The sequence below is a fragment of the Burkholderia sp. BKH01 genome (assembly GCF_025685725.1).
Lineage (GTDB): Bacteria > Pseudomonadota > Gammaproteobacteria > Burkholderiales > Burkholderiaceae > Burkholderia > Burkholderia pyrrocinia_C.
Genome location: NZ_JAOTQT010000037.1, coordinates 13,624 through 33,804, shown reverse-complemented (window position 1 = coordinate 33,804; position 20,181 = coordinate 13,624). Strand labels below are relative to the sequence as shown.

Below are 20,181 nucleotides of genomic sequence, written 5' to 3'. Positions count from 1 at the left end.
CTTCAAAAAGATGAAGCAAATGCGTAATTCTCCTACGACAGCGGAAATGATGCAGAGTTGCTCAACAAGGCGCCGGTTGACGATAAAAATAGTCAAAAATCCTCGCCATTTGCGGATGGTTGATCCAATTATTCTGATTGGAGCAACAATTGGGTGAACCTCGTCGAGTAAGCGGCCGAATCAGGAAAGACGTATTTGATGCGACACAGCAGCGCACCCTTGCGTACCGCACGCGAGCGGCGCCGGGTGAGGCTGTCGCCAATTGCCGCGGAGCGTAACAACCTGTTAAAAAGACCCCACGAAGGCGGCCGACGTAGCATCATGTCGGCCCCGGCCGGGCGGGACGGGTGCGCGACGTGCGCCACCGCCACTGCCGCTTTCAACGCGCGACACCGTTCACCATGAAAATTGCCATCCTCGACGATTACCAGGACGCCGTCCGCAAGCTGAACTGCTTCGAGATGCTTGCCGGCCACGACGTGAAGGTCTTCAACAATACGGTGCGCGGCCTGGGACAGCTCGCGAGCCGTCTGGCGGAAGTCGAGGCGCTCGTGCTGATTCGTGAACGGACCCCGATTTCGTCGCAACTGCTCGCCAAGCTGCCGAACCTGCGCATGATCAGCCAGACCGGCCGCGTCTCTAGCCATATCGACCTCGAAGCGTGTACCGACCGCGGCATCGCGGTGCTCGAAGGCACCGGTTCGCCGGTCGCGCCCGCCGAGCTGACCTGGGCGCTCGTGATGGCCGCCCAGCGCCGCATTCCGCAGTACGTCGCGAACCTGAAGCAGGGTGCATGGCAGCAGTCGGGCCTGAAGACGTCGGCGCTGCCGCCGAACTTCGGCCTCGGCCAGGTGCTGCGCGGCCAGACGCTCGGCATCTGGGGCTACGGCAAGATCGGCCGGCTCGTCGCCGGCTACGGCAAGGCGTTCGGGATGAACGTGCTGATCTGGGGCCGCGAGCATTCACTCGAAGCGGCGCGTGCCGACGGCTACACGGCCGCCGAGAGCCGCGAGGCGCTGTTCGAGCAGAGCGACGTGCTGTCGCTGCACCTGCGCATGCACGACGACACGCGCGGGATCGTCAAGCAGGAAGACCTGATGCGGATGAAGCCAACGTCGCTGCTCGTCAACACGAGCCGCGCGGAGCTGCTCGAGGAAAACGCGCTCGTCAACGCGCTGTCGCACAACCGCCCGGGGATGGTCGCGATCGACGTGTTCGAGAGCGAGCCGATCCTGCAGGGCTACAGCCTGCTGCGGATGGAAAACGTGATCTGCACGCCGCACATCGGCTATGTCGAGCGCGAGAGCTACGAGCTCTATTTCAGCGCGGCGTTCAGGAACATCCTCGCGTTCGACGACGGCGACATGTCGAGCGTCGCCAATCCGGAAGCGCTGACGCCGATCCGCAAGCGCTGATCGCGTGGGCCGCGCACGCCGCGCGGCCCGATTCTCCGTTCCCCGCCATCAGGCGGCCGCGCGGCCGCCTGTCATCGCATCGACGCGCGTGAGGAAGTGCTCGCCGTCGCGCCGCCCGAGGTCGTATGCATGCCGCATCTGCGACGGGCTCGTGTAATCCCAGCTCGAAATCGGCACCTTGCTCGACGGCTGCACGTACAGCCGCCGCTGCTCGCCGTGCGCGACCGTGAACATCTGCGGACGCGGATACAGCCGCGTGACGAGCACCAGCACGTCGCCCGGCGACGGGTCGAGCGCGTCGACCGGCACGTTGTCGACCATCCCGCCGTCGAGCACGGGCCGGCCGCCGCGGCGCAACACCGGCGTGAACGGCGGCGTGCAGGACGACTGCAGGATCAGGTCGGCGAGTTCGTCGACTTGCGTGCAGGCCTGCGCGCGCACGAATTCAGGCCGAAAGCCGAGCGTGCGCCCGAGCGTCGGATGCAGCGTCTTGCGCACGTATTTCTCGATGTTGTACGCGACGAGCCCGGCGGCAACCGCACTGCGCGCACCGAGCCAGCGCGGCACGTGCGACACGCCGATGCGGATCTCCGGCGCCGCGGCGAGCTTCGCGAACGGCTCGCCGTAGATGTCGAGCAATGCCTGACGGTAGATGCGGTAATGCGGAAACACGGGCTCGCGCCCGAACAGGTTGCCCCAGTACGCGTTCTTCCGGTTGTGGCGCAGCGCCTCTTCGTAATAGCGCATTACCCACGCGGCGTCGCGCGTATACAGCATGCACGCGGTCGCCGCGCCGGCCGAGATGCCGGTGATCACGCGCGGGCGCAGGCCGAGGGCCGGCTGCGCGACGTCCCAGAAGCCGGCCTGCCACCAGCAGCGATTGCCGCCACCCGCAAAGACGATCTGGTCGAACATCGCGCCGCTCAGCTGACGAGTGCGTAGGTCGACGTCGCGTGGACGGCCATCTTGCCGTCCTCGTCGAACAGCTCGACTTCGCCGAACACGAGGTTGCGGCCCATCCGCAGCACGCGCGCGGTGACGAGCACGTCGCCCTTGCGCACGGGGCGCATGAAGTTCGTGTTCAGCGATACGGTGGTCATCGGCCTGAACTCGCCGAGCGCGGCCGAGATCGCGACGACCATCGCGGTGTCGGCGGCCGCCGTGAACACCTGGCCGCAGATCACACCGCCCGAATGGCGGAATTCACCGGAAAACGGCAGGCGCATCGTGACGCTGTCGTCACCGATCGACACGGGGACCAGACCGAGCGAGCGGACCCACGGGGCCAGCAGGCGATCCAGCAATTCGCGGACTGCGTTTTCGTCCATCTTCGAATGTCCAGAAAACGTTGCGCGACCGCCGCGCAACGCGTGTGGCGTCATCATACCGGGAGCACGCCAACTGCGACCGCTCGTTACCGCGTCGACAGCCGCAGTTGGCGTGACGAAATATTTTCAGGAAATTTGCACAAATGGCTTGCCATGCCCCAAAAACCCGTGCATAATCTTTCTTCTGTTGGGGGCGTTAGCTCAGTTGGTAGAGCAGCGGACTCTTAATCCGTAGGTCGAGTGTTCGAGTCACTCACGCCCCACCAGGAATTCAAAAGGCCGGTCAGCGAAAGCTGACCGGCCTTTTTCATTTCCGCACGCCACGCTCGTGGCGCGTGCCCCCTCTCGGCACACATCCGCACGCCCCTTCCGCACCGTTTCCGCTAGAATCGTCCGACAAATATCACACGACCGGCCCAGGCATCGCCGTTTGTTTGCCCGCCGGCACTGAGAGAACATGGGACGTCAGACATGGAAGCATGTGAACGAGACGCGACCATTCAGAGGGCATGGTTGCGCCGATATCGGCCTGTCCGTCGGGACACGCCGTTCATCCGATCGCACTCGAATCCGCCGCACGACGCACAAGCCGGGTCCGGTCATGCCGGGTAAGGACGCGCTCGCCGCGCTGGCGCTCGGCGTCGTGCTGCTCCTGCTCGCAGGCGTGCTCGCCGTCACGGCCGGCCGCGCGACCGGCCACCTGGTCCGCGCGCCGGGCACGGTCGTGCGCATCGTGCAGGACAGCGACGCGATGCGCGCGTACCGGCCGATCGTCGCCTACCTCGCGAACGACGGCCAGCGCCGCGAAATCGCCGGCAACACCGCGTCGACCGTCCCCGCGTACGACATCGGCGAGAACGTCGACGTCTTGCTCGATCCGGCCCACCCCGACCGCCCCGCACTGATCGACGATTTCGCGCAACGCTGGTTTCCGGTTGCGGTGCCGACGCTGCTCGCCATCGCGTCGTTTGCGATCGGCAGCCTGCTGATCGCCGGCGAGCGCCGCCGTCGGCAATTCGACCCGCCGCCGGCCCGAACCGCAAGCAAGCAGGCGCGGCGCCGCTGGGATATCGCGATCGTGCTGATTCCGATCGCGATCGGCACGGGCTTCCTCGCCGGCGCCGGCGCAGCCGGCCTGCGTCAGTGGCAGATCGTCCGCGACTATGCGCACTCGACCGGCCATGTCGTCGAGATCGCGAATAACGCGCGGTCGCCCCGCGCGCGCACATCGCTGTATTCGGCAATCGTCGCGTTCACGACCGACGGCGGGCGCCTGATCACGTTCGCCCAGGGCTCGGCGTCGTCGCATCCGGGTCTGCGCGAAGGCGACGCGGTCAACGTGCTGTACGACCCCGTCACACCCGAGCGCGCGGTCGTCGACCGCTTCTGGGATCGCTGGGGCCTCACGGCCATCCTGTTCGCGATCGGCGCGCCGTTCCTCGCGGCCGGGCTGTTCGTCGCCGCGACACTGTGGCCGGACCATCGGACGCACGAGACCGCCCAGTAACGATCGAGCGCCGGCCGCGCGCGGCGTGCCAACCGTCACGGCGCGCTTCACCGTTCCCTGAACGCCTCCACCTTCGCGCGATTCCCGCACGTGCGCATGTCGCACCAGCGTCGCCCGACGCCGCGCCCCCGATCGACGAAGAACCACGTACAACGGCCGCACTGCCGCACGCGCGCGAAATCGTCGCTGCGCAGCAGATGCTCGAAACCGAGGGCGGCCGCATCGACCCAGCGCGACGCGGCACGCGCATCGGGCCGCCACGCGAACCGGCCGTCGACCGCATCGAACGCGCTGCGCCCGATCGCATCGCGGATCGCGACGGCGAGCCGGCCCGCCGCGCGCGCACCGGCGCTGCCGCCGCCTCCGGCCGTCAGGTGCGCGATCGCGGCGTACGCCTCCTCGCGAAAGCGATGCAGCGCCGCCAGCTCGTCCGGGCCTTCCTGCCGCGCATGACGCAGAAGCCGCGCCAGATCGGCCGGCGCCAGCAATCCCGCTTTCCCGGCCCACGCGCGCACGGCCGGCCAGTCGACGAGCTTGTCCTCGTCGCGCGTCTTACCCGTATCGGCCACCGTGTTGAGGAAGTCGAGCGCCGGATGGCCGCCGACGAAATCGGCCGCGCCCCATTCGTGCGCGTGTCGCGCAGGCTCGTTTCGAGTAACCATTTATTCTCACCTATCGGTTTCATGTCCGGATAATCCGGAGTAACCTGTTAACAACCAAAACAGGTTAGCACGGAGAAGCCGATGCTCGAACTCGCCAATCGCTTCATTTTCGAAGGCCACCGGATCGCATGGGGCATGCTCGGTGAAGGCCTACCACTCGTGCTCGTGCACGGCACGCCGTTTTCGTCGCAGGTGTGGCGCCGGATCGCGCCGTGGCTCGCGCGGCGCCATCGCGTGTACTTCTACGACCTGCTCGGCTATGGCCAGTCCGACATGCCGGACGCGGACGTGTCGCTCGGCCGTCAGAACGTGCTGTTCGGCGCGATGCTGGATGAATGGAAAATTGCGCGCCCGCGTGTGCTCGCACACGACTACGGCGGTGCGACCGTGCTGCGCGCGCACTTCCTCGACGGCATCGCGTATGCGGACCTCACGCTCGTGAACCCGGTCGCAATTGCACCGCAGGGATCGCCGTTCGTGCGCCATGTCGCGCAGCACGAAGCCGCGTTCACCGGGTTGCCGGCGTATGCGCATCACGCGCTCGTATCGGCCTATATCGGCAATGCCGTGGCACGGCCGATGAGCGACGACGCGCTGTCGATCTACCGTTCGCCGTGGCTCACGTCAGGCGGCCAGTCCGCGTTCTATCGCCAGATCGCGCAGATGCGCCAGCACTACATCGAGGAAGCGGAGGCCCGCTACGCGCCGCCGGACTTTCCGGTGCGCATCGTGTGGGGCGAGGACGACGCGTGGATTCCGCTCGAACAAGGACAGGCGCTCGCCGATCGCATCGCGAACGGCGCGCTGATCCGGGTGCCGCGCGCGGGCCACTTGGTCCAGGAAGATGCGCCGGAGGCGATCGTCGCAGCGGTGCTCGACGGACAAGGGCAGAGCTGAGCGCCGCCGGAATCGCGTATCGCGTCGGAACGCCGGCTCGCCTTGCGCGAGCGTCGCGATGAACTTCGCAGTGCGCGGATCGCGCGGCCGGCCGAGTCCGCGATTTCCACCGACGCGCCGATGCGCGGCAAAAACGCCAATCCGTTGACGATACGAGGGCGTCGAATAACGCACCGGCCAGCCACACATTCCGCAGACGAAATATGTCGCGATGCGGCGCTGCGATCGTCCGACGATTCGTTACCGGCGGTTACATAAGCGACACCGCGGTATCACCCATTCTGTACGCGCTACGTACCATGAAAACAGGTGAACCGATTGCTCGCGGGCCCTGCCGCCCGCGAACGGAGGGAACGGCAAATGAAACGCATCCTGTTGTCCTGCGCCCTCGGCATCGCGGCCGCCTGCCTGTCGGCAAGCGCATTCGCGCGTGCCGACATCGGCGTGTATTTCGGCGTGCCGGGGCCCGTGATCGAAGCGCCGCCGCCTGTCTACTACGCGCCGCCGCCGCCCGTCGTGTACGAGCCGGCACCCGTCTATTACGGCCCGTACTACGGCGACTACCGTTACCGCTACTACCGGCACGACAACGGCTGGCATCGCGGCTGGCGTCATCACCATCACGACGACGATTGACCGTCGCCTGGCGGCCGTCGAGGCCGCGTCCCGCCGGGGGAAATTCCGCGCGCCGGCCTTCGAGCCGGCGCGTCCGCATCACGCGCCGCTTACCAGGGCAATGAATACGTCTTCGTATTCGTGAAGCTCTTCATTGCTTCCTGCACACCTTCCTTGTAGCCGAGCCCCGAATCCTTCACGCCACCGAACGGCGTCAGCTCGAGCCGGTAGCCCGGCACCTCGCGCACGTTCACGCTGCCGACTTCCAGCTCGGTGATGAAGCGCGTGATGTTGTCGAAGCGGTTCGTGCAGACCGACGACGACAGCGCATAGTCGGTGCTGTTCGACATCCGGATCGCTTCGTCGATGTCGCGAAAGCGCATGATCGGCGACACGGGGCCGAACGTTTCGTGCTTCACCAGCGGCATGTCGGGCGTCACGCGATCGATCACCGTCGGCGAATACAGCGCGCCGTCGCGCACGTTGCCGACCAGCAGCCGCGCACCGCGCGCGATCGCATCGTTCACCTGCTGCTCGCAGAACTTCGCGGCCGCTTCGTCGATCACGGTGCCCATGTCGACCGACGGATCCGACGGGTTTCCGTACGACCACGCGCGCGTCTTCTCGACAACGAGCTCCGTGAAGCGATCGGCCACCGCTTCGTGCACGAGCATCCGCTTGATCGCCGTGCAGCGCTGCCCCGAGTTCTTGTACGAGCCCGACACCGCGAGCGTGCTCGCTTCGTCGAGATCCGCATCTTCCATCACGATGATCGGATCGTTGCCGCCGAGTTCGAGCACCGCGCGCCGGTAGCCCATCCGCGCCGCGATCGACTTGCCGATCGATACGCCGCCGGTGAACGTGATCAGGTCGATCGCCGGGTTCGTGATCAGTTCGTCCGCGATCTCCTTCGGGTCGCCGGTGAGTACCTGCAGCATCTGCGGCGGCAGGCCGGCTTCGTACAGGATGTCGGCGAACAGGTAGCACGACAGCGGCACCTTCTCCGACGGCTTCACGACGATCCGGTTGTTGGTCGCGACCGACGGCACGATCTTGTGCGCGACCTGGTTCATCGGGTGGTTGAACGGCGTGATCGCGGAGATCACGCCGAGCAGCGGATCGCGCTGCGTGTACACGCGGCGCTTCTTGCCGTGCGGCGTCAGATCGCAAGAAAAGATCTGCCCGTCGTCCTTCAACACTTCACCGGCGCCGAACGTCAGCACGTCGGCCACGCGACCCGCTTCGTACGTCGAATCCTTGATGCACAATCCGGCTTCGGCCGTGATCAGCGCCGCGATCCCGGCGGTGCGCGAGCGCACGATGTCGGCCGCGCGGCGCAGGATCGCCGCACGCTCGTGGCGCGTGAGCGTCGGTCGGTACGCGCGCGCGACCGCGAACGCGCGTCGCACATCTTCCAGCGTCGCCTTCGGCACGGTGCCGACCAGCGAGCCGTCGTACGGGTTGCGCACGTCGATCACCGCATCGCGATGAATCCGTTCGCCGTCGATTCGCAGTGCTTCGCGATGAATCTCGCGGACGGCCGTCGATCCCGCAATGGCGTTCATGAGTGTGTCCCCTTGCCGATGCATGCGCATCACTGCAGATGGTTGAGCGCGATGTCGATGATGTCGAAGTTGCGCAGCCGCGCGCGACCCGTGACGTCGGTGGCGACCGGCTTGCTGAAGATCAGCGGCACGATCTGCTCGGAGATCCCGCCGTGCGAGCGCAGCGGCACGTCGAGCCCCGACAGGTCGTGCCTGATGCGGCGCGTGCCGAGCACGACGTGCTGCTTCGAGATCACGATCAGGTCGCCCATCCGCTCGGGCGGCAGCTCGAAGCGCGCGCAGCCCTCGGCGCCCGTCAGCACGATCTCGATACCGTCCACCGCCGCAAGACGCGCGCGCAGCGCATCGGCATCGGCCGACGCCGGCACATAGACGGTCGCGAACGAGCCGAGCGCGCCGTGGTGCACGACGTACGGATCGGTGATCGGCAGGATCACGCGCGCCGCGTCGTGCCCGAGCCATTCGTCGAACAGCTCCTGCAGGTAGATCACGTTCGGCTCGCCGGTAGTGGCGTCGTGCTTCGCGTTCATCCCGTGGTCGGCCGTGATCGCGACGATCGCGCCGAGCGCGTCGAGGCGCTGCAGGTACTTGTCCATCATTGCGTAGAACGCGTTCGCGCCGGGCGTGCCGGGCGCGCACTTGTGCTGCACGTAGTCGGTCGTCGACAGGTACATCAGGTCGATCGGGCGCGTCTCGAGCAGGCGCACGCCGGCCGCGAACACGAATTCCGACAGATCCGCGCTGTACACGCTCGGCACCGGCTTGCCGACCAGCTCCAGCACGTTGTCGATGCCGTTCTCATCGATGCTCGCCTCGTCGGCCTTTTCCGACGAGAAGCAGATGCCCTTCAGCCCCTTGCCGAGCAGGCGGCGCAGCTTGTCCTTCGCGGTGACGACCGCGACGCGCGCGCCCTGTTCGGCGAAGGTCGCGAGCACGGTGGGCGCGACCAGGTACTTCGGATCGTTCATCAGCACCTCGGCGCCGGTGTCGCGATCGTAGAAGTAGTTGCCGCTTATCCCGTGGATCGCCGGCGGCACGCCGGTCACGATCGACAGGTTGTTCGGGTTCGTGAAGCTCGGCACCACGCATTCGCCCTTGAGTGCCGTGCCGGGCTTCAGCAGCGTGCACAGGAACGGCGCGACGCCGGCCGCGGCCGCTTCTTCCAGATATTCGTATGCGCAGCCATCGACGCAGACCACCACCACGGGCCGGCTCATCCAGTTGTAGCGGCGGCCGTTCACTTCCACCGATACAGGCGTTTCAGTCATGACGTTCATTCCTTTCAGGTCGAAGGGGTTGAGCCGTCGGCGCCCGCGCCGCGCCGAACGGGGGTGCTTTCCGTGCTTGACATTAAAATCGATGGTTTGTAGATTGTCAACAACATGCAGAGAACAGAAAGCAAAGCAGCGCAGTGAAAGGAGGGCTGGCCTCTACTCACCCGCCGCGTGCCGCGGCGCCACAGTCAATGTGGTCTGAAGATGATCCGAACCACGACTTCAAGCGGTTTTATCGACAGGTCAAAAAGCGCGGCTACATTCTGTATCCGGGCAAGCCGACCGAGGTCGACACGTTCCGGGTCGGCTGCATCGGCCACTTCGGCGAGGCCGGCATTGCGGGCACCGTCGCGGCGATCGCCGACGCGCTGCGGGCGATGGGCGTGAGCCGTGTGTCGGCCGAAGCGGCGGCCTGACGTGATGTGGTGCAACCGGTCGCGTGCCCATGCGATCGCCGACAAGCTGCGGGCGATGGGCGTGAGCCGTGTGTCGGCCGAGACGGCAGCCTGACATGACGTAATGCAATCGGCGCGCGCCCATGCGCGCGGCCAACCCCGCCGTGTGTCGCCACGCAGCGTGCAGGTTTTCCGGCCGTGCGCGGCATGCCCCCCGACCCTTATTGACGAAACATTCGATGCGCCCCTTCTGGATCGAACAAGCACTGTTCAACGACGGCGATCTCGCCCCCGCGCTGCAGGGCGCGACGCAGGCCGACGTCTGCATCGTCGGCGGCGGCTTCACCGGGCTGTGGACCGCGATCCAGGCGAAGCAGCAGAACCCGGCGCTCGACATCGCGATCCTCGAAGCCGACCTGTGCGGCGCCGGCGCGAGCGGCCGCAACGGCGGCTGCCTGCTCACGTGGTCCGCGAAATTCCTGACGCTGCGGCGCCTGTTCGGCGAAGCCGAGGCGATCCGGCTCGTGAAGGCGTCGGAAGCGGCCGTCCGGCACATCGCCGATTTCTGCCGCGCGCACGACATCGATGCCGAACTGCGGCTCGACGGTACGCTGTACACCGCGACGTCACACGCGCAAGTCGGCACGCTCGCGCCGGTGCTCGACGCGCTCGCCGCATGCGGCATCCACAGCTACGAGCCGCTGCCGCCCGCCGAAGTCGCGCGCCGTTCCGGTTCCGCGCGCAATCTCGACGGCGTCTATTCGCCGATCGCCGCGACCGTGCATCCAGGCAAGCTCGTGCGAGGGCTGCGCCGCGTGGCGCTCGCGATGGGCATCCGGATCCATGAACGCACGCCGATGCTCGACTTCACGCCCGGGCAGCCGGCGGTCGTGCGCACGCCGTCCGGCAGCGTCACGGCGGGCAAGCTCGTGTTCGCGATCAACGCGTGGATGGCGAGCCGCTTCCCGCAGTTCGAGCGCACGATCGCGGTAGTGTCGAGCGACATGGTCATCACCGAGAAATGCCCGGAACTGCTCGAAAAGACCGGGCTCGTGGACGGCGTGTCGGTGCTCGATTCGCGGATCTTCGTCTACTACTACCGCACGACGGCCGACGGGCGGCTGATGCTCGGCAAGGGCGGTAACACGTTCTCGTGGCGCAGCCGCATCGCGCCGGTGTTCGACCGGCGCTCGCCGTACGAGGCGCAGCTCACGCAAAGCCTGCGCGAGTTCTTCCCGTCGCTCGCGGGCGTGCCGGTCACCGCAAGCTGGAACGGCCCGTCGGACCGCTCGGTGACAGGCTTCCCGTTCTTCGGCCGCCTCGACGGGGCGCCGAACGTGTTCTACGGTTTCGGCTATTCGGGCAACGGCGTCGGGCCGACCTACATGGGCGGGCAGATCCTGTCGTCGCTCGTGCTCGGCGTCGACAACGCGTGGACGCGCAGCCCGATCGTGCGCGGCCCGCTCGGCCATTTCCCGCCGGAGCCGATCCGCTATGTCGGCGCGCACGTCGTGCGCAATGCGATCCGCCGCAAGGAGCGCGCGGAGGACGAGAACCGGCAGCCGTCGGCCGTCGATACGTGGCTCGCGAAATTCGCGAGCGCGGCCGGGAAGGCCGACAAGGCGTGACGATGCGTTCGACGTGACGACGGTAACGTCGCAATGAAAAAGGGACGCTGCGAGGCGTCCCTTTGCTTTTTATGCGGCGACTCTTGCGGCTGCGTCAAGCGCGCGCGGTTTTCTCCCGCGCCGCCTTGCCCGCCGTCGGCAGCCCCTGTTCGTGCGTGCGGCGCATCCGCGCAAGACCGTGCGCGACGTGCTCGCGCACCAGCGCGACGGCCTTCTTCTCTTCGCCGCTCGCGAGCGCCTGCACGATCTTGTCGTGCTCGGCCGCCGACACCGCGATCGCATCTTCCTCGGCCTCGATCGCGGCCTGCCGCAGCAGTCCGAGCTGGCGCACGAGCCGGCGGTAGGTGTCGGTCAGGTGCGTATTGCCGACGCCGACGACCATCGCGTCGTGGAACTGCACGTTCAGCTCGGTATAGCGCGTAACGTCGTGCGTTTTCGCGGCTTCCTTCATCGACTGGGTGATGCCTTTCAGCACTTTCAGCGTGTCGGGCGAGATGCGCTTCGCGAGCGCGCGCGCGACCGACTCGTCGAGCATCGCGCGCACTTCGTAGATCTCCTCGGCCTCGCGCAGCGGCACGACGCGCACGGTCACGCCGCGGTTCTTCTCGTTGCGCAGCAGGCCAGCCTGTTCGAGCGCGCGGAACGCTTCGCGCACCGGGCCGCGCGACACGTTCAGCTTCGTCGCGATCTCGACTTCGTTGAGCTTCTCGCCGGGTGCATATTCGCCGGAGACGATCGCGCGCTCGAGCATGTCCTGGACGATCATCGCGAGCGACTGGCTTTGCAGGAGTTCGATGGCGCTGAGCGTGTTCGGGGCAGTCATGGTCGGGCAGGCAGCGGAGCTGCGGGTGAAAACGAGGGCGCCATATCGGCGAATGATCCTTCTATACCCTCGGCCCGACACATTGTCAACAGTCTTCAGTTTCCAAAAACCAATTTCGCCTGCCGGGATACATCCGGCAGGCGGCCGTCGCACGGCGGGCGAACCTCGCCCGAACCGCGCGACGCGTGCCGGCCGTCAGGCCGTGTGCTTCACCGGCCCCGGGTCACTGTGGCTCGGCCGGCCCGTCTCGACGTGGCCCGCGAAGCGACGCACGACCTTGTCGTCGCCGCCGCGCAGCGTCGTCGCGGTGATCGTCAGATCGTACCAGCCGTGGCTCGACGACAGCTCGAAGTGATCCTCGACGCGCTCGCCCGGCTCCAGCGTGTAGGTGCGCGCATGCGCATGGCTGTACGCGTTGTCGACCGTCACGCGGCACGTCGCGCGCCCGCTGTTGCGCAGTTGCAGGTACACGTGGCGGTTGCGCACGTCGTAGCCGATCTTCGCTTCGGGGTTCGCGTGGCGGCCGTCCGCGGCGAGCCGCGTGTTGCCCTGAAACTCGCACAGATAGCCGTTCGGGCCGTATGCGGCGAGATGGTACTCGCCGTGCGCGGCCGACGTGCTCCACGTATCGACGAAGCGGTCGTGCGCGGAGAGCGCATAACGACGCGGCGGCGTCGCCGGGTTGCGGCGGTCGTACACGTAGAACGCCGCGCCCGCATCGCCGGAGTTCGCGAAGTCGAGCGACACGGTGTCGTCGTGCCCGCTCACGCGGCTGTGCACGAACAGCTCGTACGGCAGCGCACGCGCCGGACGCGTGCCGGGCTCCTGCGCCGGCATCGACTGCTGCGCGGGCACCTGGTACGCCTGGCCGGCCGTCGCGATGTGCTGCGGCACCGTGAAGTTCACCGTACGCGTGTCGGGCCGCGCGGAGAAGTCGAATGCCGACGTGAGGTCGCCGCAGATCGACCGGCGCCATGCGCTGATGTTCGGCTCCTTCACGCCGAAGCGCGCTTCGAGGAAACGCAGCACCGACGTATGGTCGAACGTCTCCGAGCAGACCCAGCCGCCCTTCGTCCACGGCGAGATGATGATCAGCGGCACGCGCGGCCCGAGGCCGATCGGCTGGATGCCGCCCGGGTCGGCGCCCGGCACGAGCGGGCTCATCTCGCCCGGGTACTTGTTCAGGTCGAGCAACTCGTCGCCGAGGTTCGACAGCAGGTTCGACGACACGATGCCCTGCCCGCCCACGCCGCTCGTCACTGGCGGCACCGGCGGCACGACGTGGTCGAACAGCCCGTCGTTCTCGTCGTAGTTGAGGATGAATACCGTCTTCGCCCACACCTCGGGGTTCGACGTCAGCGCCTCGAGCACCATGTTGATGTAGAACGCACCGTCGGTCGGCGACGCCTGCGGGTGCTCGCTGTACTTGTACGGCGACACGATCCACGACACCTGCGGCAGCCGGTTCGCCTGCACGTCGGCCTTCAGCTCGGCGAGCGTGTGGTCCGACGCGCCCTTGTCGACCAGCGGGCCGCTCGCGCCTTCCTTCACCTGGAAGCGCTTGAAGAACATCAGCGAATTGTCGGTGTAGTTGTCGGTCGGGTCGCCCGGGATGCCCGTGCCGCCCTGGTATACCTTCCAGCTGATCTTTGCGTTCTCGAGGCGCTCGGCGTAGGTCGTCCACGTGTAGCCGTTCACGTCGTCGCGCTCGCCGATGCCCGGGCCGTTCGGCGGGTTGCCGTAGATGTTGCGCGGGTCGACCGTGCCGGTCCACAGATAGATGCGGTTCGGCGCCGTGTCGGCGTGCGCGGAGCAGAAGTACGAATCGCAGATCGTGAACGCGTCGGCCAATGCGTAGTGGTACGTGAGATCCTGGCGCTTCAGGTAGCCCATCGTCAGCACGTCCTGCTTCTGGTTCACCCACTGGTCCCACTGCCCGTTGTTCCAGGCGAGGTGGCCGCTGCTCCAGCCGTGGTTGGTGCCCGGCTGGAATTCGGTCGTCTGCTTCGGGTCGAGGTAGAAGGGCAGCACGTACGGCGCAGACGGATCGAGGCCGCGCGAATGGTAGTTCTTCGTGAACGCCGACGCCGGCGGCTGCTGCCACACCGGTGCGCCGCTCGGCAGCAGGTGCGGGCGCGGGTCGTTGAAGCCGCGCACGCCGCGCAGGCCGCCGAAGTAATGGTCGAACGAGCGGTTTTCCTGCATGAAGATCACGACGTGTTCGACATCGCGGATCGTGCCGGTGCGATAGGCGGCCGGCATCGCCAGCGCGTTGCGGATCGCGGGCGGGAAGCCCGCGTAGGCGGCCATCGCGCCGGCCGACTGCGCGGCGAGGCGCAGGAAATCGCGTCGATTGTTCGAGGACATGAAGAGGACCCTGTGGTCGGTAGGAGTGGGGTCGCCGGTCGAGCGGGGCCGGCGGTCGGTGCGTTGCCGTTATTACCCCGCACCGGCATGTCCCGGCCGTGACCGGTTCCCGCAGGTTTCTTGCGGTGACCCCCAGCTTTTTTTCGAAGCGGCATACGACGCGCCTTTCATCCGGCCGACACACGCATGCGCTACGCTGACGCGCGATGAAGAGGGGGGAGAAGCCGAGTCGTGTTCGATCAGCTGAAGGCGTTCCACGCGACCGTCCGGCAGGGCAGCATCACGCGCGCCGCGCGCCACCTGGGCGTGAGCCAGCCGACGATTGCCGCGCAGATCCGGCAGGTCGAGCAGGTGTACGGCGTCGAGCTGTTCTACCGCAGCGGCCGCAAGCTCGAGGTCACCGAGACGGGCATCGAGCTGTTGCCGCTCGTCGAGAAGATGATCGCGCTCGAGGCGCAGGCCGACATCATGCTGCGCAACGTCGGCGGCCTGTTCGAAGGCCACCTGCGGATCGGCGCGACGGGCCCGTACTACATCATGGACGCGGTCGGCCGCTTCGCGAACGCGCATCCGTCGATCGCGCTCACGTGCCGGATCGGCAACTCCGAGGAGATCCTGCAGGCGCTGCAGGAATTCCGCATCGATCTCGCGGTCTCGTCGCAGCGCAACGACGCCGACGGCCTCGAACGCAAGGTGATCTCGACCGATCCGCTCGTGCTCGTCGTGCATCGCAACCATCCGCTCGCGCGTTTCGACACGATCGACCCGGTGCAGCTCGCCGACGTGCGGCTGCTGATGCGCGAGGAAGGCTCGGTCACGCGCCGCTGCACGGAGACGATCCTCGCGGCGGCCGGCGTCACGGCCGCGTCGGTCGCCGAGATCGGCAGCCGCGAAGCGATCCGCGAGGCGATCCTGCATGGCGTGGGCGGCAGCCTGTTTCCGCTCGGCGAGGCCGAGCGTCATCCGGACCTGCGCGTGATCGCGCTGCGCGGCATCGACACGACGATCGACGAATACGTGTACTACCTGAAGGCGCGCCGCCAGAGCCCGGCGATCGACGCGTTCCTCGCATGCATCCTGCCCGCGGAGCACGCGACGCGCGACCCGGCGCGGCGGGCGAACGCGCGCTGAGCCGCCGCACGTTCGCCGCTTTCGCGCGTTTTCCGGCGCTTTTCCTCGCGCCTTCCCTCGTTATTTCCTCGTGCCTTCCTTCTCGCGTCCGGCCACGCGTCACTTCGGCAGCGCCGGAATCATCCACGTGAACACGTGCTGCTGCAGGAACACGAGCACGCCGAGCAGCAGCGTGAGGATCACGCTGTGCCAGAAGGTGCGCGCGAACACGACGCCTTCCTGCCCCTTCAGGTCCGTCGTCGACACGCCCGTCGCGATGTTCTGCGGCGAGATCATCTTGCCCATCACGCCGCCCGACGAGTTGGTCGCGGCCATCAGCACCGGATCGAAGCCGAGCTGCCTGGCAGCGACGACCTGCAGGTTGCCGAACAGCGCATTGCCCGACGTGTCGCTGCCGGACAGGAACACGGCGATCCAGCCGAGCGACGCGGACACCAGCGGGAACAGCGCGCCCGTCGACGCGACGCCGGTGCCGAGCGTGTAGCTGATCCCCGAGTAGTTCAGCAGGTACGCGAGCCCGACGATCATCATCACCGTGACGATCGCGATCCACGTCTGCCGCCAGGTCTTGACCACGCATTCGAGGAACGCGCCGACGCCTGTGCGCGTCAGCACGGCCGTGACGATCGCCGAGAGCAGGATCGCGGTGCCCGTGCCGAGCGGCTGGAAATCCCAGATCGCCGCATACGGCTTGTGGTACAGCGACACGAACACCGCATTGTGCAGGCCCGGCCACTTGATCTTCACGTCGCCGATCGCCGCGACGTTCGCATGCACCCACACGATCACGACCACCGACACGACGAGCCACGGCAGCCAGCCGCCGAAGCCCGCGCGCGCGGCGCCGGCCGCCGCGGGCACGCTGCGCGCGAGCGCGTACTGCGGATCGGGCTGCGGCTTCCACAGCTGCAGGAAGCCGATCGTGACGATCAGCGACGTGAGCGACGACAGCACGTCGGTGAGCTGGTAGCCGAGGAAGTTCGACGTGACGAACTGCGCGATCGCGAAGCTGCCGCCCGACACGAGCAGCGCGGGCCACAGCTGCCTGATCGAACGCAGCCCGCCATACGCGCCGACCACATAGAACGGCAGCAGCAGCGCGAAGAACGGCAGCTGGCGGCCGACCATCTGGGCGAGCGTCGCGGGCGGCAGCGACGTGACCGCGCCGAGTACGGTGATCGGCACGCCGAGCGCGCCGAACGCGACCGGTGCCGTGTTGAACAGCAGCGTATAGGTGAGCGCTTCGAGCGCGGGGAAACCGAGCGCGATCAGCAGTGCGCTCGTGATCGCGACCGGCGTGCCGAATCCGGAGATCCCTTCGAGCAGGCAGCCGAACGAGAACGCGACGACGAGCAGCACGAGGCGGCGGTCGTCGGGCAGGTTGTCGAGCATCCACTGCCGGAACTGGTCGAAGCGGCCCGACTTCACCGCGATGTTGTACAGCAGCAGCGCGTTGAAGACGATCCACATCACGGGCACGACCGCGAGCGCCATGCCCGCGCCGACCGCGTTGAACGCGAGCCCGGCCGGCATGCCCCACGCGCCGATTGCAACCGCGAGACCGGCGACGAGCCCGGCGAGCGACGCCTGCCACGCGGGGCGGCGCAGCACACCGAGCGCGATCAGCGCGACCGCGATCGGGATCGCGGCGACGAGGAAGGACAGGAGCAGCGAGTTGGCGACCGGCGTCAGCGGCTGCGCGAAGACGATGCCGGGCGGTAGGGCGTCGGTGGGGTTCATCGTGTCTCCAAATGTCGGCCCGGGTTGGCGCTTCAGCGCTTATGTCGGACCGAGTGAGTGCTTCGGCACTTGCTCGGAACCCATGCCTTGCATCGGGTCCCATGCGTTGGGCGAGCGCCCCGGGTCGGCGCCTCAGGCGTGCCCCCGGATTCAGTACAAGGCGACGTTCTTCAGTTACGACAACGATCGGGCGCTTGCGCACGCAACCACGTTGCACGGCCAACCGATCAGTCGCTTAAAAGAGGTTAGGAGGCGCGCGGCGCTTGTACAAGGGGGACAAGCCCGATGCGTGGCGCCCCGATACGGCCCATCCGCCGCACGATGACCGGCAGTTGGCGGGCCGCTGTCGCACCCGACAGGAAACCCGTCGCGAACGGTTCGCGGGGGCGCGACGTCGGCGCCCGCGCAATGTTGCGCGCGCTACAAAGGTCACTACCGGCAAGCGGGATGTTTCGTTTGGCGTCCGAAGCCTAGACTGGCCGCATCGATTCCGCCCGCGCCGACGACGGCACGGCACCGGAACCTCACGGAGCAAACACGATGAAGACGATGAAACACGCGGCATGCGCATTCCTGCTGATCGGCGCGGCCTTCGCCGCCCACGCGCAGGCCGCATCGACGCTCACGCGTGCGGAGGTCCGCCAGGAACTCGCGGAACTGCAGGCCGCCGGCTACCGGACGAGCCTCGCGAGCAGTCCCGACTTTCCGGAGAACATGCAGGCGATCATGCAGCAAGCCGCGCAGGCGCGCGGCGACGATGCGAGTTACGGCAACGGTGGCCGGGCGAACGTGGAATCGGGCAAGCCGGCGCTGCCGCATACGATCGATCGCGGCACGTACGCGCATCACTGATTGCTGACCGAACCGGATTGATCGCGCAACGGTGCGGCGCGACCGGTAACAGCCGACACACACGCGGCCCGCGCGCCAGCGCGCGCGGCCGCGTGCGCGATCGTCACACGCTGAAGCGGTTCAGCGTATACGCGCGATAGGCCGCGACGAACGCGTCGAACGATCCGGCCTCCTTCGCTTCGAGCTCGGCCTGCTCGGCCAGCGACTTCGCGGCGAGCGCCTGCTCGGTGCGCAGCGTGTCCGCCGACGGCGGATGCGCACGGAAATGCGCGGCATGCGCTTCGCTCTGCACCAGCGCGAACGCGAGGAACGACAGCCCGTTCTCGCGCATCGTGCGCAGCACGCGCGCGGACGGCGTGCGCTCCGGATCGGCGAGCTTCTCGCGCTGCGCGGCGATCGCGCGCGCATGCTCGTCGCCGCCGCGGATTTCATCGAGACGGCGGCCGACGGTCTCGATATCGGCCATCAGGTCGTCCGCCCACGCCTGCAGCGTGATCGGCTGCCCGTCGCGCGACAGCGTGAGCCCCGGCTTGCGGCCTTCCATCGTCACGCTGCCGAAGTTCGCGTTCGCTTCCTTGTACGCGTCGCAGTCGAGCGGCGCGCTGTCGTCGAGCGCGCACGCGAGCAGGAACGCGTCGATGAAGCGCGCGGTCTCCAGCGCGATGCCGGTCGGCTCGAACGGATCGATGTCGAGGCAGCGCACCTCGATGTACTGCACGCCGCGCGATGCGAGCGCATGCAGCGGGCGTTCGCCCGAATACGTGACGCGCTTCGGCCGGATCGTCGAGTAGAACTCGTTCTCGATCTGCAGCACGTTCGTGTTGATCTGGATCCACTCGCCGTCGCGATGCGTGCCGATCGCCTCGTATGCGGGATACGGCTCGCTGACGGCCTTCGACAGCGCATCGAGGTAGCCGGGCAGCGTGTTGTAGTCGACGTGCAGCGCGGCCTGGGCCGTCGTGTTCGAGTAACCGAGATCGCTCATCCGCAGGCTGGTCGCATACGGCTGGTACAGCGTATCGGCGTCGAACGTATCGAGCTTGTGCGGCTTGCCGCGCAGGAACTTCGTGTCGAGCGCGGGCGACGCGCCGAACAGGTACATCAGCAGCCAGCTGCGACGGCGGAAGTTGCGGATCTGCGCGAGATAGCGCTCCGACTGGTAATCGACGAGCGTGGCCGTCGACCCTTCTTCCGCATGCAGGCGCCGCCACACTTCCTCGTGCAGCGAGTAGTTGTAGTGGATGCCGGCGATGCACTGCATCGTGCGGCCGTAGCGATACGCGAGGCCGCGCCGGTACACCGTCTTCAGGCGGCCGATGTTCGACGTGCCGTAGTTGGCGATCGGAATCTGGTCGTCGGCCGGCAGCAGGCCCGGCATCGAGTCGTTCCACAGCATCTCGTCGCCGAGCGACGCATAGACGTAGCGATGCAGCTCGTCGAGGCGTTCGAGCGTGATCGCGGCGTCGCGTTCCGCGGGCGTGATCAGCTCGATCAGCGCTTCGGAATAGTCGGTCGTCAGCGCCGGGTGGGTGAGTGCCGAACCGAGCGCGCGCGGATGCGGCGTGAACGCGATCATCCCGTCGCGCGTCACGCGCAGGCTTTCCTTTTCGATGCCGCGCAGGCCGTCGGGCAGATGCTGCCGCGTCGGGCCCGAGCTCAGTGCTTCGAGGCGATTCAGCAGCAGTTCGGACTGGCGGTGAGTCATGGTGTTCGACATGGAGACGCAAGTGCGTGACGGCCGCGCGCAGAACGCCGCGCGCGGCCGGCTGGATTGTTGGTCGCTTCGTTGGTAGCGGGCACTTTAACATCTCGCCGGATCACGCGCTTGAGGTGGCCGCGGGCATGGCTCGCGGGCCGGAGCGGGCCGCCGGACGGGCCGATCGCGGCTGTCGCGGCTCGTGTTACCGGATTCGGGCGGCACCGATCGGCACGTCGGCCGCGCGAATTCGTCCGACGGAACGTGACGCGCGGACAGGCGGCGG

16 protein-coding genes, 1 tRNA gene and 1 pseudogene are annotated in these 20,181 nt (G+C 67.3%); 9 read left to right on the top strand and 9 right to left on the bottom strand.

Annotation, left to right across the window (positions count from 1 at the left end; all coding sequences use genetic code 11):
• Positions 1-401: 401 nt before the first annotated feature.
• Positions 402-1,415 (top strand): D-2-hydroxyacid dehydrogenase family protein, encoded by a 1,014-nt coding sequence (locus OEJ37_RS32690; protein ID WP_034179363.1) that lies wholly within the window; start codon positions 402-404, stop codon positions 1,413-1,415.
• 48 nt (positions 1,416-1,463) lie between these two features.
• On the opposite strand, the gene OEJ37_RS32685 is transcribed toward OEJ37_RS32690, so the two are convergent.
• Positions 1,464-2,330 (bottom strand): patatin-like phospholipase family protein, encoded by an 867-nt coding sequence (locus tag OEJ37_RS32685; protein ID WP_152860863.1) that lies wholly within the window; start codon positions 2,328-2,330, stop codon positions 1,464-1,466.
• An 8-nt stretch (positions 2,331-2,338) separates the two neighbouring features.
• A complete protein-coding gene (locus tag OEJ37_RS32680) occupies positions 2,339-2,743 on the bottom strand; it encodes a PaaI family thioesterase (protein WP_044847342.1) in 405 nt (134 codons plus the stop codon).
• Between the two features lie 190 nt (positions 2,744-2,933).
• Between OEJ37_RS32680 and OEJ37_RS32675 the strand changes: the two genes are divergently transcribed.
• Positions 2,934-3,009: transfer RNA gene (locus tag OEJ37_RS32675), tRNA-Lys, on the top strand.
• Between the two features lie 191 nt (positions 3,010-3,200).
• A complete protein-coding gene (locus tag OEJ37_RS32670) occupies positions 3,201-4,250 on the top strand; it encodes a DUF3592 domain-containing protein (RefSeq protein ID WP_175919567.1) in 1,050 nt (349 codons plus the stop codon).
• Between the two features lie 47 nt (positions 4,251-4,297).
• Here the strand turns inward: OEJ37_RS32670 and OEJ37_RS32665 are convergent, their stop codons facing one another.
• The gene (locus tag OEJ37_RS32665) at positions 4,298-4,912 is read right to left on the bottom strand and encodes a CGNR zinc finger domain-containing protein (protein ID WP_175919568.1); all 615 of its coding nucleotides are present in this window, start codon (positions 4,910-4,912) and stop codon (positions 4,298-4,300) included.
• Between the two features lie 81 nt (positions 4,913-4,993).
• Between OEJ37_RS32665 and OEJ37_RS32660 the strand changes: the two genes are divergently transcribed.
• Positions 4,994-5,809 carry an alpha/beta fold hydrolase gene (locus OEJ37_RS32660; protein WP_175919569.1) on the top strand — a complete coding sequence of 272 codons (816 nt, stop codon included), beginning with the start codon at positions 4,994-4,996 and terminating at the stop codon, positions 5,807-5,809.
• Positions 5,810-6,169: 360 nt separating this feature from the next.
• Positions 6,170-6,445, top strand: coding sequence for a hypothetical protein (locus tag OEJ37_RS32655; protein ID WP_152860875.1), 276 nt, complete (start codon positions 6,170-6,172; stop codon positions 6,443-6,445).
• A gap of 89 nt (positions 6,446-6,534) precedes the next feature.
• Here the strand turns inward: OEJ37_RS32655 and phnY are convergent, their stop codons facing one another.
• Both phnY and phnA read right to left on the bottom strand, forming a co-directional pair.
• A complete protein-coding gene (phnY, locus tag OEJ37_RS32650) occupies positions 6,535-7,989 on the bottom strand; it encodes a phosphonoacetaldehyde dehydrogenase (RefSeq protein ID WP_263349133.1) in 1,455 nt (484 codons plus the stop codon).
• A 29-nt stretch (positions 7,990-8,018) separates the two neighbouring features.
• Complete coding sequence (phnA, locus tag OEJ37_RS32645; RefSeq protein WP_263349131.1) at positions 8,019-9,257, bottom strand: phosphonoacetate hydrolase; 1,239 nt, start codon at positions 9,255-9,257, stop codon at positions 8,019-8,021.
• A 209-nt stretch (positions 9,258-9,466) separates the two neighbouring features.
• Here phnA and OEJ37_RS32640 point away from each other — a divergent pair.
• Both OEJ37_RS32640 and OEJ37_RS32635 read left to right on the top strand, forming a co-directional pair.
• Positions 9,467-9,679 (top strand): annotated as a pseudogene (locus tag OEJ37_RS32640) (2-aminoethylphosphonate--pyruvate transaminase); the annotation flags it as partial.
• Between the two features lie 218 nt (positions 9,680-9,897).
• Positions 9,898-11,286: an FAD-dependent oxidoreductase gene (locus tag OEJ37_RS32635; protein WP_263349130.1), complete on the top strand. Its 1,389-nt coding sequence runs from the start codon at positions 9,898-9,900 to the stop codon at positions 11,284-11,286.
• 94 nt (positions 11,287-11,380) lie between these two features.
• On the opposite strand, the gene OEJ37_RS32630 is transcribed toward OEJ37_RS32635, so the two are convergent.
• Together OEJ37_RS32630 and OEJ37_RS32625 are read right to left on the bottom strand one after the other, a co-directional pair.
• A complete protein-coding gene (locus OEJ37_RS32630) occupies positions 11,381-12,109 on the bottom strand; it encodes a phosphonate utilization associated transcriptional regulator (RefSeq protein WP_175919572.1) in 729 nt (242 codons plus the stop codon).
• Positions 12,110-12,304: 195 nt separating this feature from the next.
• Positions 12,305-14,476: a phosphocholine-specific phospholipase C gene (locus OEJ37_RS32625; protein ID WP_263349129.1), complete on the bottom strand. Its 2,172-nt coding sequence runs from the start codon at positions 14,474-14,476 to the stop codon at positions 12,305-12,307.
• A 231-nt stretch (positions 14,477-14,707) separates the two neighbouring features.
• Here OEJ37_RS32625 and OEJ37_RS32620 point away from each other — a divergent pair, with 231 nt between their 5' ends.
• The gene (locus tag OEJ37_RS32620; protein ID WP_263349128.1) at positions 14,708-15,607 is read left to right on the top strand and encodes a LysR family transcriptional regulator; all 900 of its coding nucleotides are present in this window, start codon (positions 14,708-14,710) and stop codon (positions 15,605-15,607) included.
• A gap of 99 nt (positions 15,608-15,706) precedes the next feature.
• Here the strand turns inward: OEJ37_RS32620 and OEJ37_RS32615 are convergent, their stop codons facing one another.
• Positions 15,707-17,347, bottom strand: a complete 1,641-nt coding sequence (locus OEJ37_RS32615; RefSeq protein ID WP_174420249.1) for an L-lactate permease — start codon at positions 17,345-17,347, stop codon at positions 15,707-15,709.
• A 540-nt stretch (positions 17,348-17,887) separates the two neighbouring features.
• Between OEJ37_RS32615 and OEJ37_RS32610 the strand changes: the two genes are divergently transcribed.
• Complete coding sequence (locus OEJ37_RS32610; RefSeq protein WP_263349127.1) at positions 17,888-18,199, top strand: DUF4148 domain-containing protein; 312 nt, start codon at positions 17,888-17,890, stop codon at positions 18,197-18,199.
• Positions 18,200-18,302: 103 nt separating this feature from the next.
• Here OEJ37_RS32610 and gshA read toward each other — a convergent pair whose 3' ends face one another.
• Positions 18,303-19,916 carry a glutamate--cysteine ligase gene (gshA, locus tag OEJ37_RS32605; RefSeq protein WP_263349126.1) on the bottom strand — a complete coding sequence of 538 codons (1,614 nt, stop codon included), beginning with the start codon at positions 19,914-19,916 and terminating at the stop codon, positions 18,303-18,305.
• Positions 19,917-20,181: the final 265 nt, after the last annotated feature.

Excerpts from the sequence above, each read along its gene's own strand:
- OEJ37_RS32690 (WP_034179363.1), top strand. The coding sequence starts at position 402 with ATGAAAATTGCCATCCTCGACGATTACCAGGACGCCGTCCGCAAGCTG.
- OEJ37_RS32685 (WP_152860863.1), bottom strand. The coding sequence starts at position 2,330 with ATGTTCGACCAGATCGTCTTTGCGGGTGGCGGCAATCGCTGCTGGTGG.
- OEJ37_RS32680 (WP_044847342.1), bottom strand. The coding sequence starts at position 2,743 with ATGGACGAAAACGCAGTCCGCGAATTGCTGGATCGCCTGCTGGCCCCG.
- OEJ37_RS32670 (WP_175919567.1), top strand. The coding sequence starts at position 3,201 with ATGGGACGTCAGACATGGAAGCATGTGAACGAGACGCGACCATTCAGA.
- OEJ37_RS32665 (WP_175919568.1), bottom strand. The coding sequence starts at position 4,912 with ATGGTTACTCGAAACGAGCCTGCGCGACACGCGCACGAATGGGGCGCG.
- OEJ37_RS32660 (WP_175919569.1), top strand. The coding sequence starts at position 4,994 with ATGCTCGAACTCGCCAATCGCTTCATTTTCGAAGGCCACCGGATCGCA.
- OEJ37_RS32655 (WP_152860875.1), top strand. The coding sequence starts at position 6,170 with ATGAAACGCATCCTGTTGTCCTGCGCCCTCGGCATCGCGGCCGCCTGC.
- phnY (WP_263349133.1), bottom strand. The coding sequence starts at position 7,989 with ATGAACGCCATTGCGGGATCGACGGCCGTCCGCGAGATTCATCGCGAA.
- phnA (WP_263349131.1), bottom strand. The coding sequence starts at position 9,257 with ATGACTGAAACGCCTGTATCGGTGGAAGTGAACGGCCGCCGCTACAAC.
- OEJ37_RS32635 (WP_263349130.1), top strand. The coding sequence starts at position 9,898 with ATGCGCCCCTTCTGGATCGAACAAGCACTGTTCAACGACGGCGATCTC.
- OEJ37_RS32630 (WP_175919572.1), bottom strand. The coding sequence starts at position 12,109 with ATGACTGCCCCGAACACGCTCAGCGCCATCGAACTCCTGCAAAGCCAG.
- OEJ37_RS32625 (WP_263349129.1), bottom strand. The coding sequence starts at position 14,476 with ATGTCCTCGAACAATCGACGCGATTTCCTGCGCCTCGCCGCGCAGTCG.
- OEJ37_RS32615 (WP_174420249.1), bottom strand. The coding sequence starts at position 17,347 with ATGAACCCCACCGACGCCCTACCGCCCGGCATCGTCTTCGCGCAGCCG.
- OEJ37_RS32610 (WP_263349127.1), top strand. The coding sequence starts at position 17,888 with ATGAAGACGATGAAACACGCGGCATGCGCATTCCTGCTGATCGGCGCG.
- gshA (WP_263349126.1), bottom strand. The coding sequence starts at position 19,916 with ATGTCGAACACCATGACTCACCGCCAGTCCGAACTGCTGCTGAATCGC.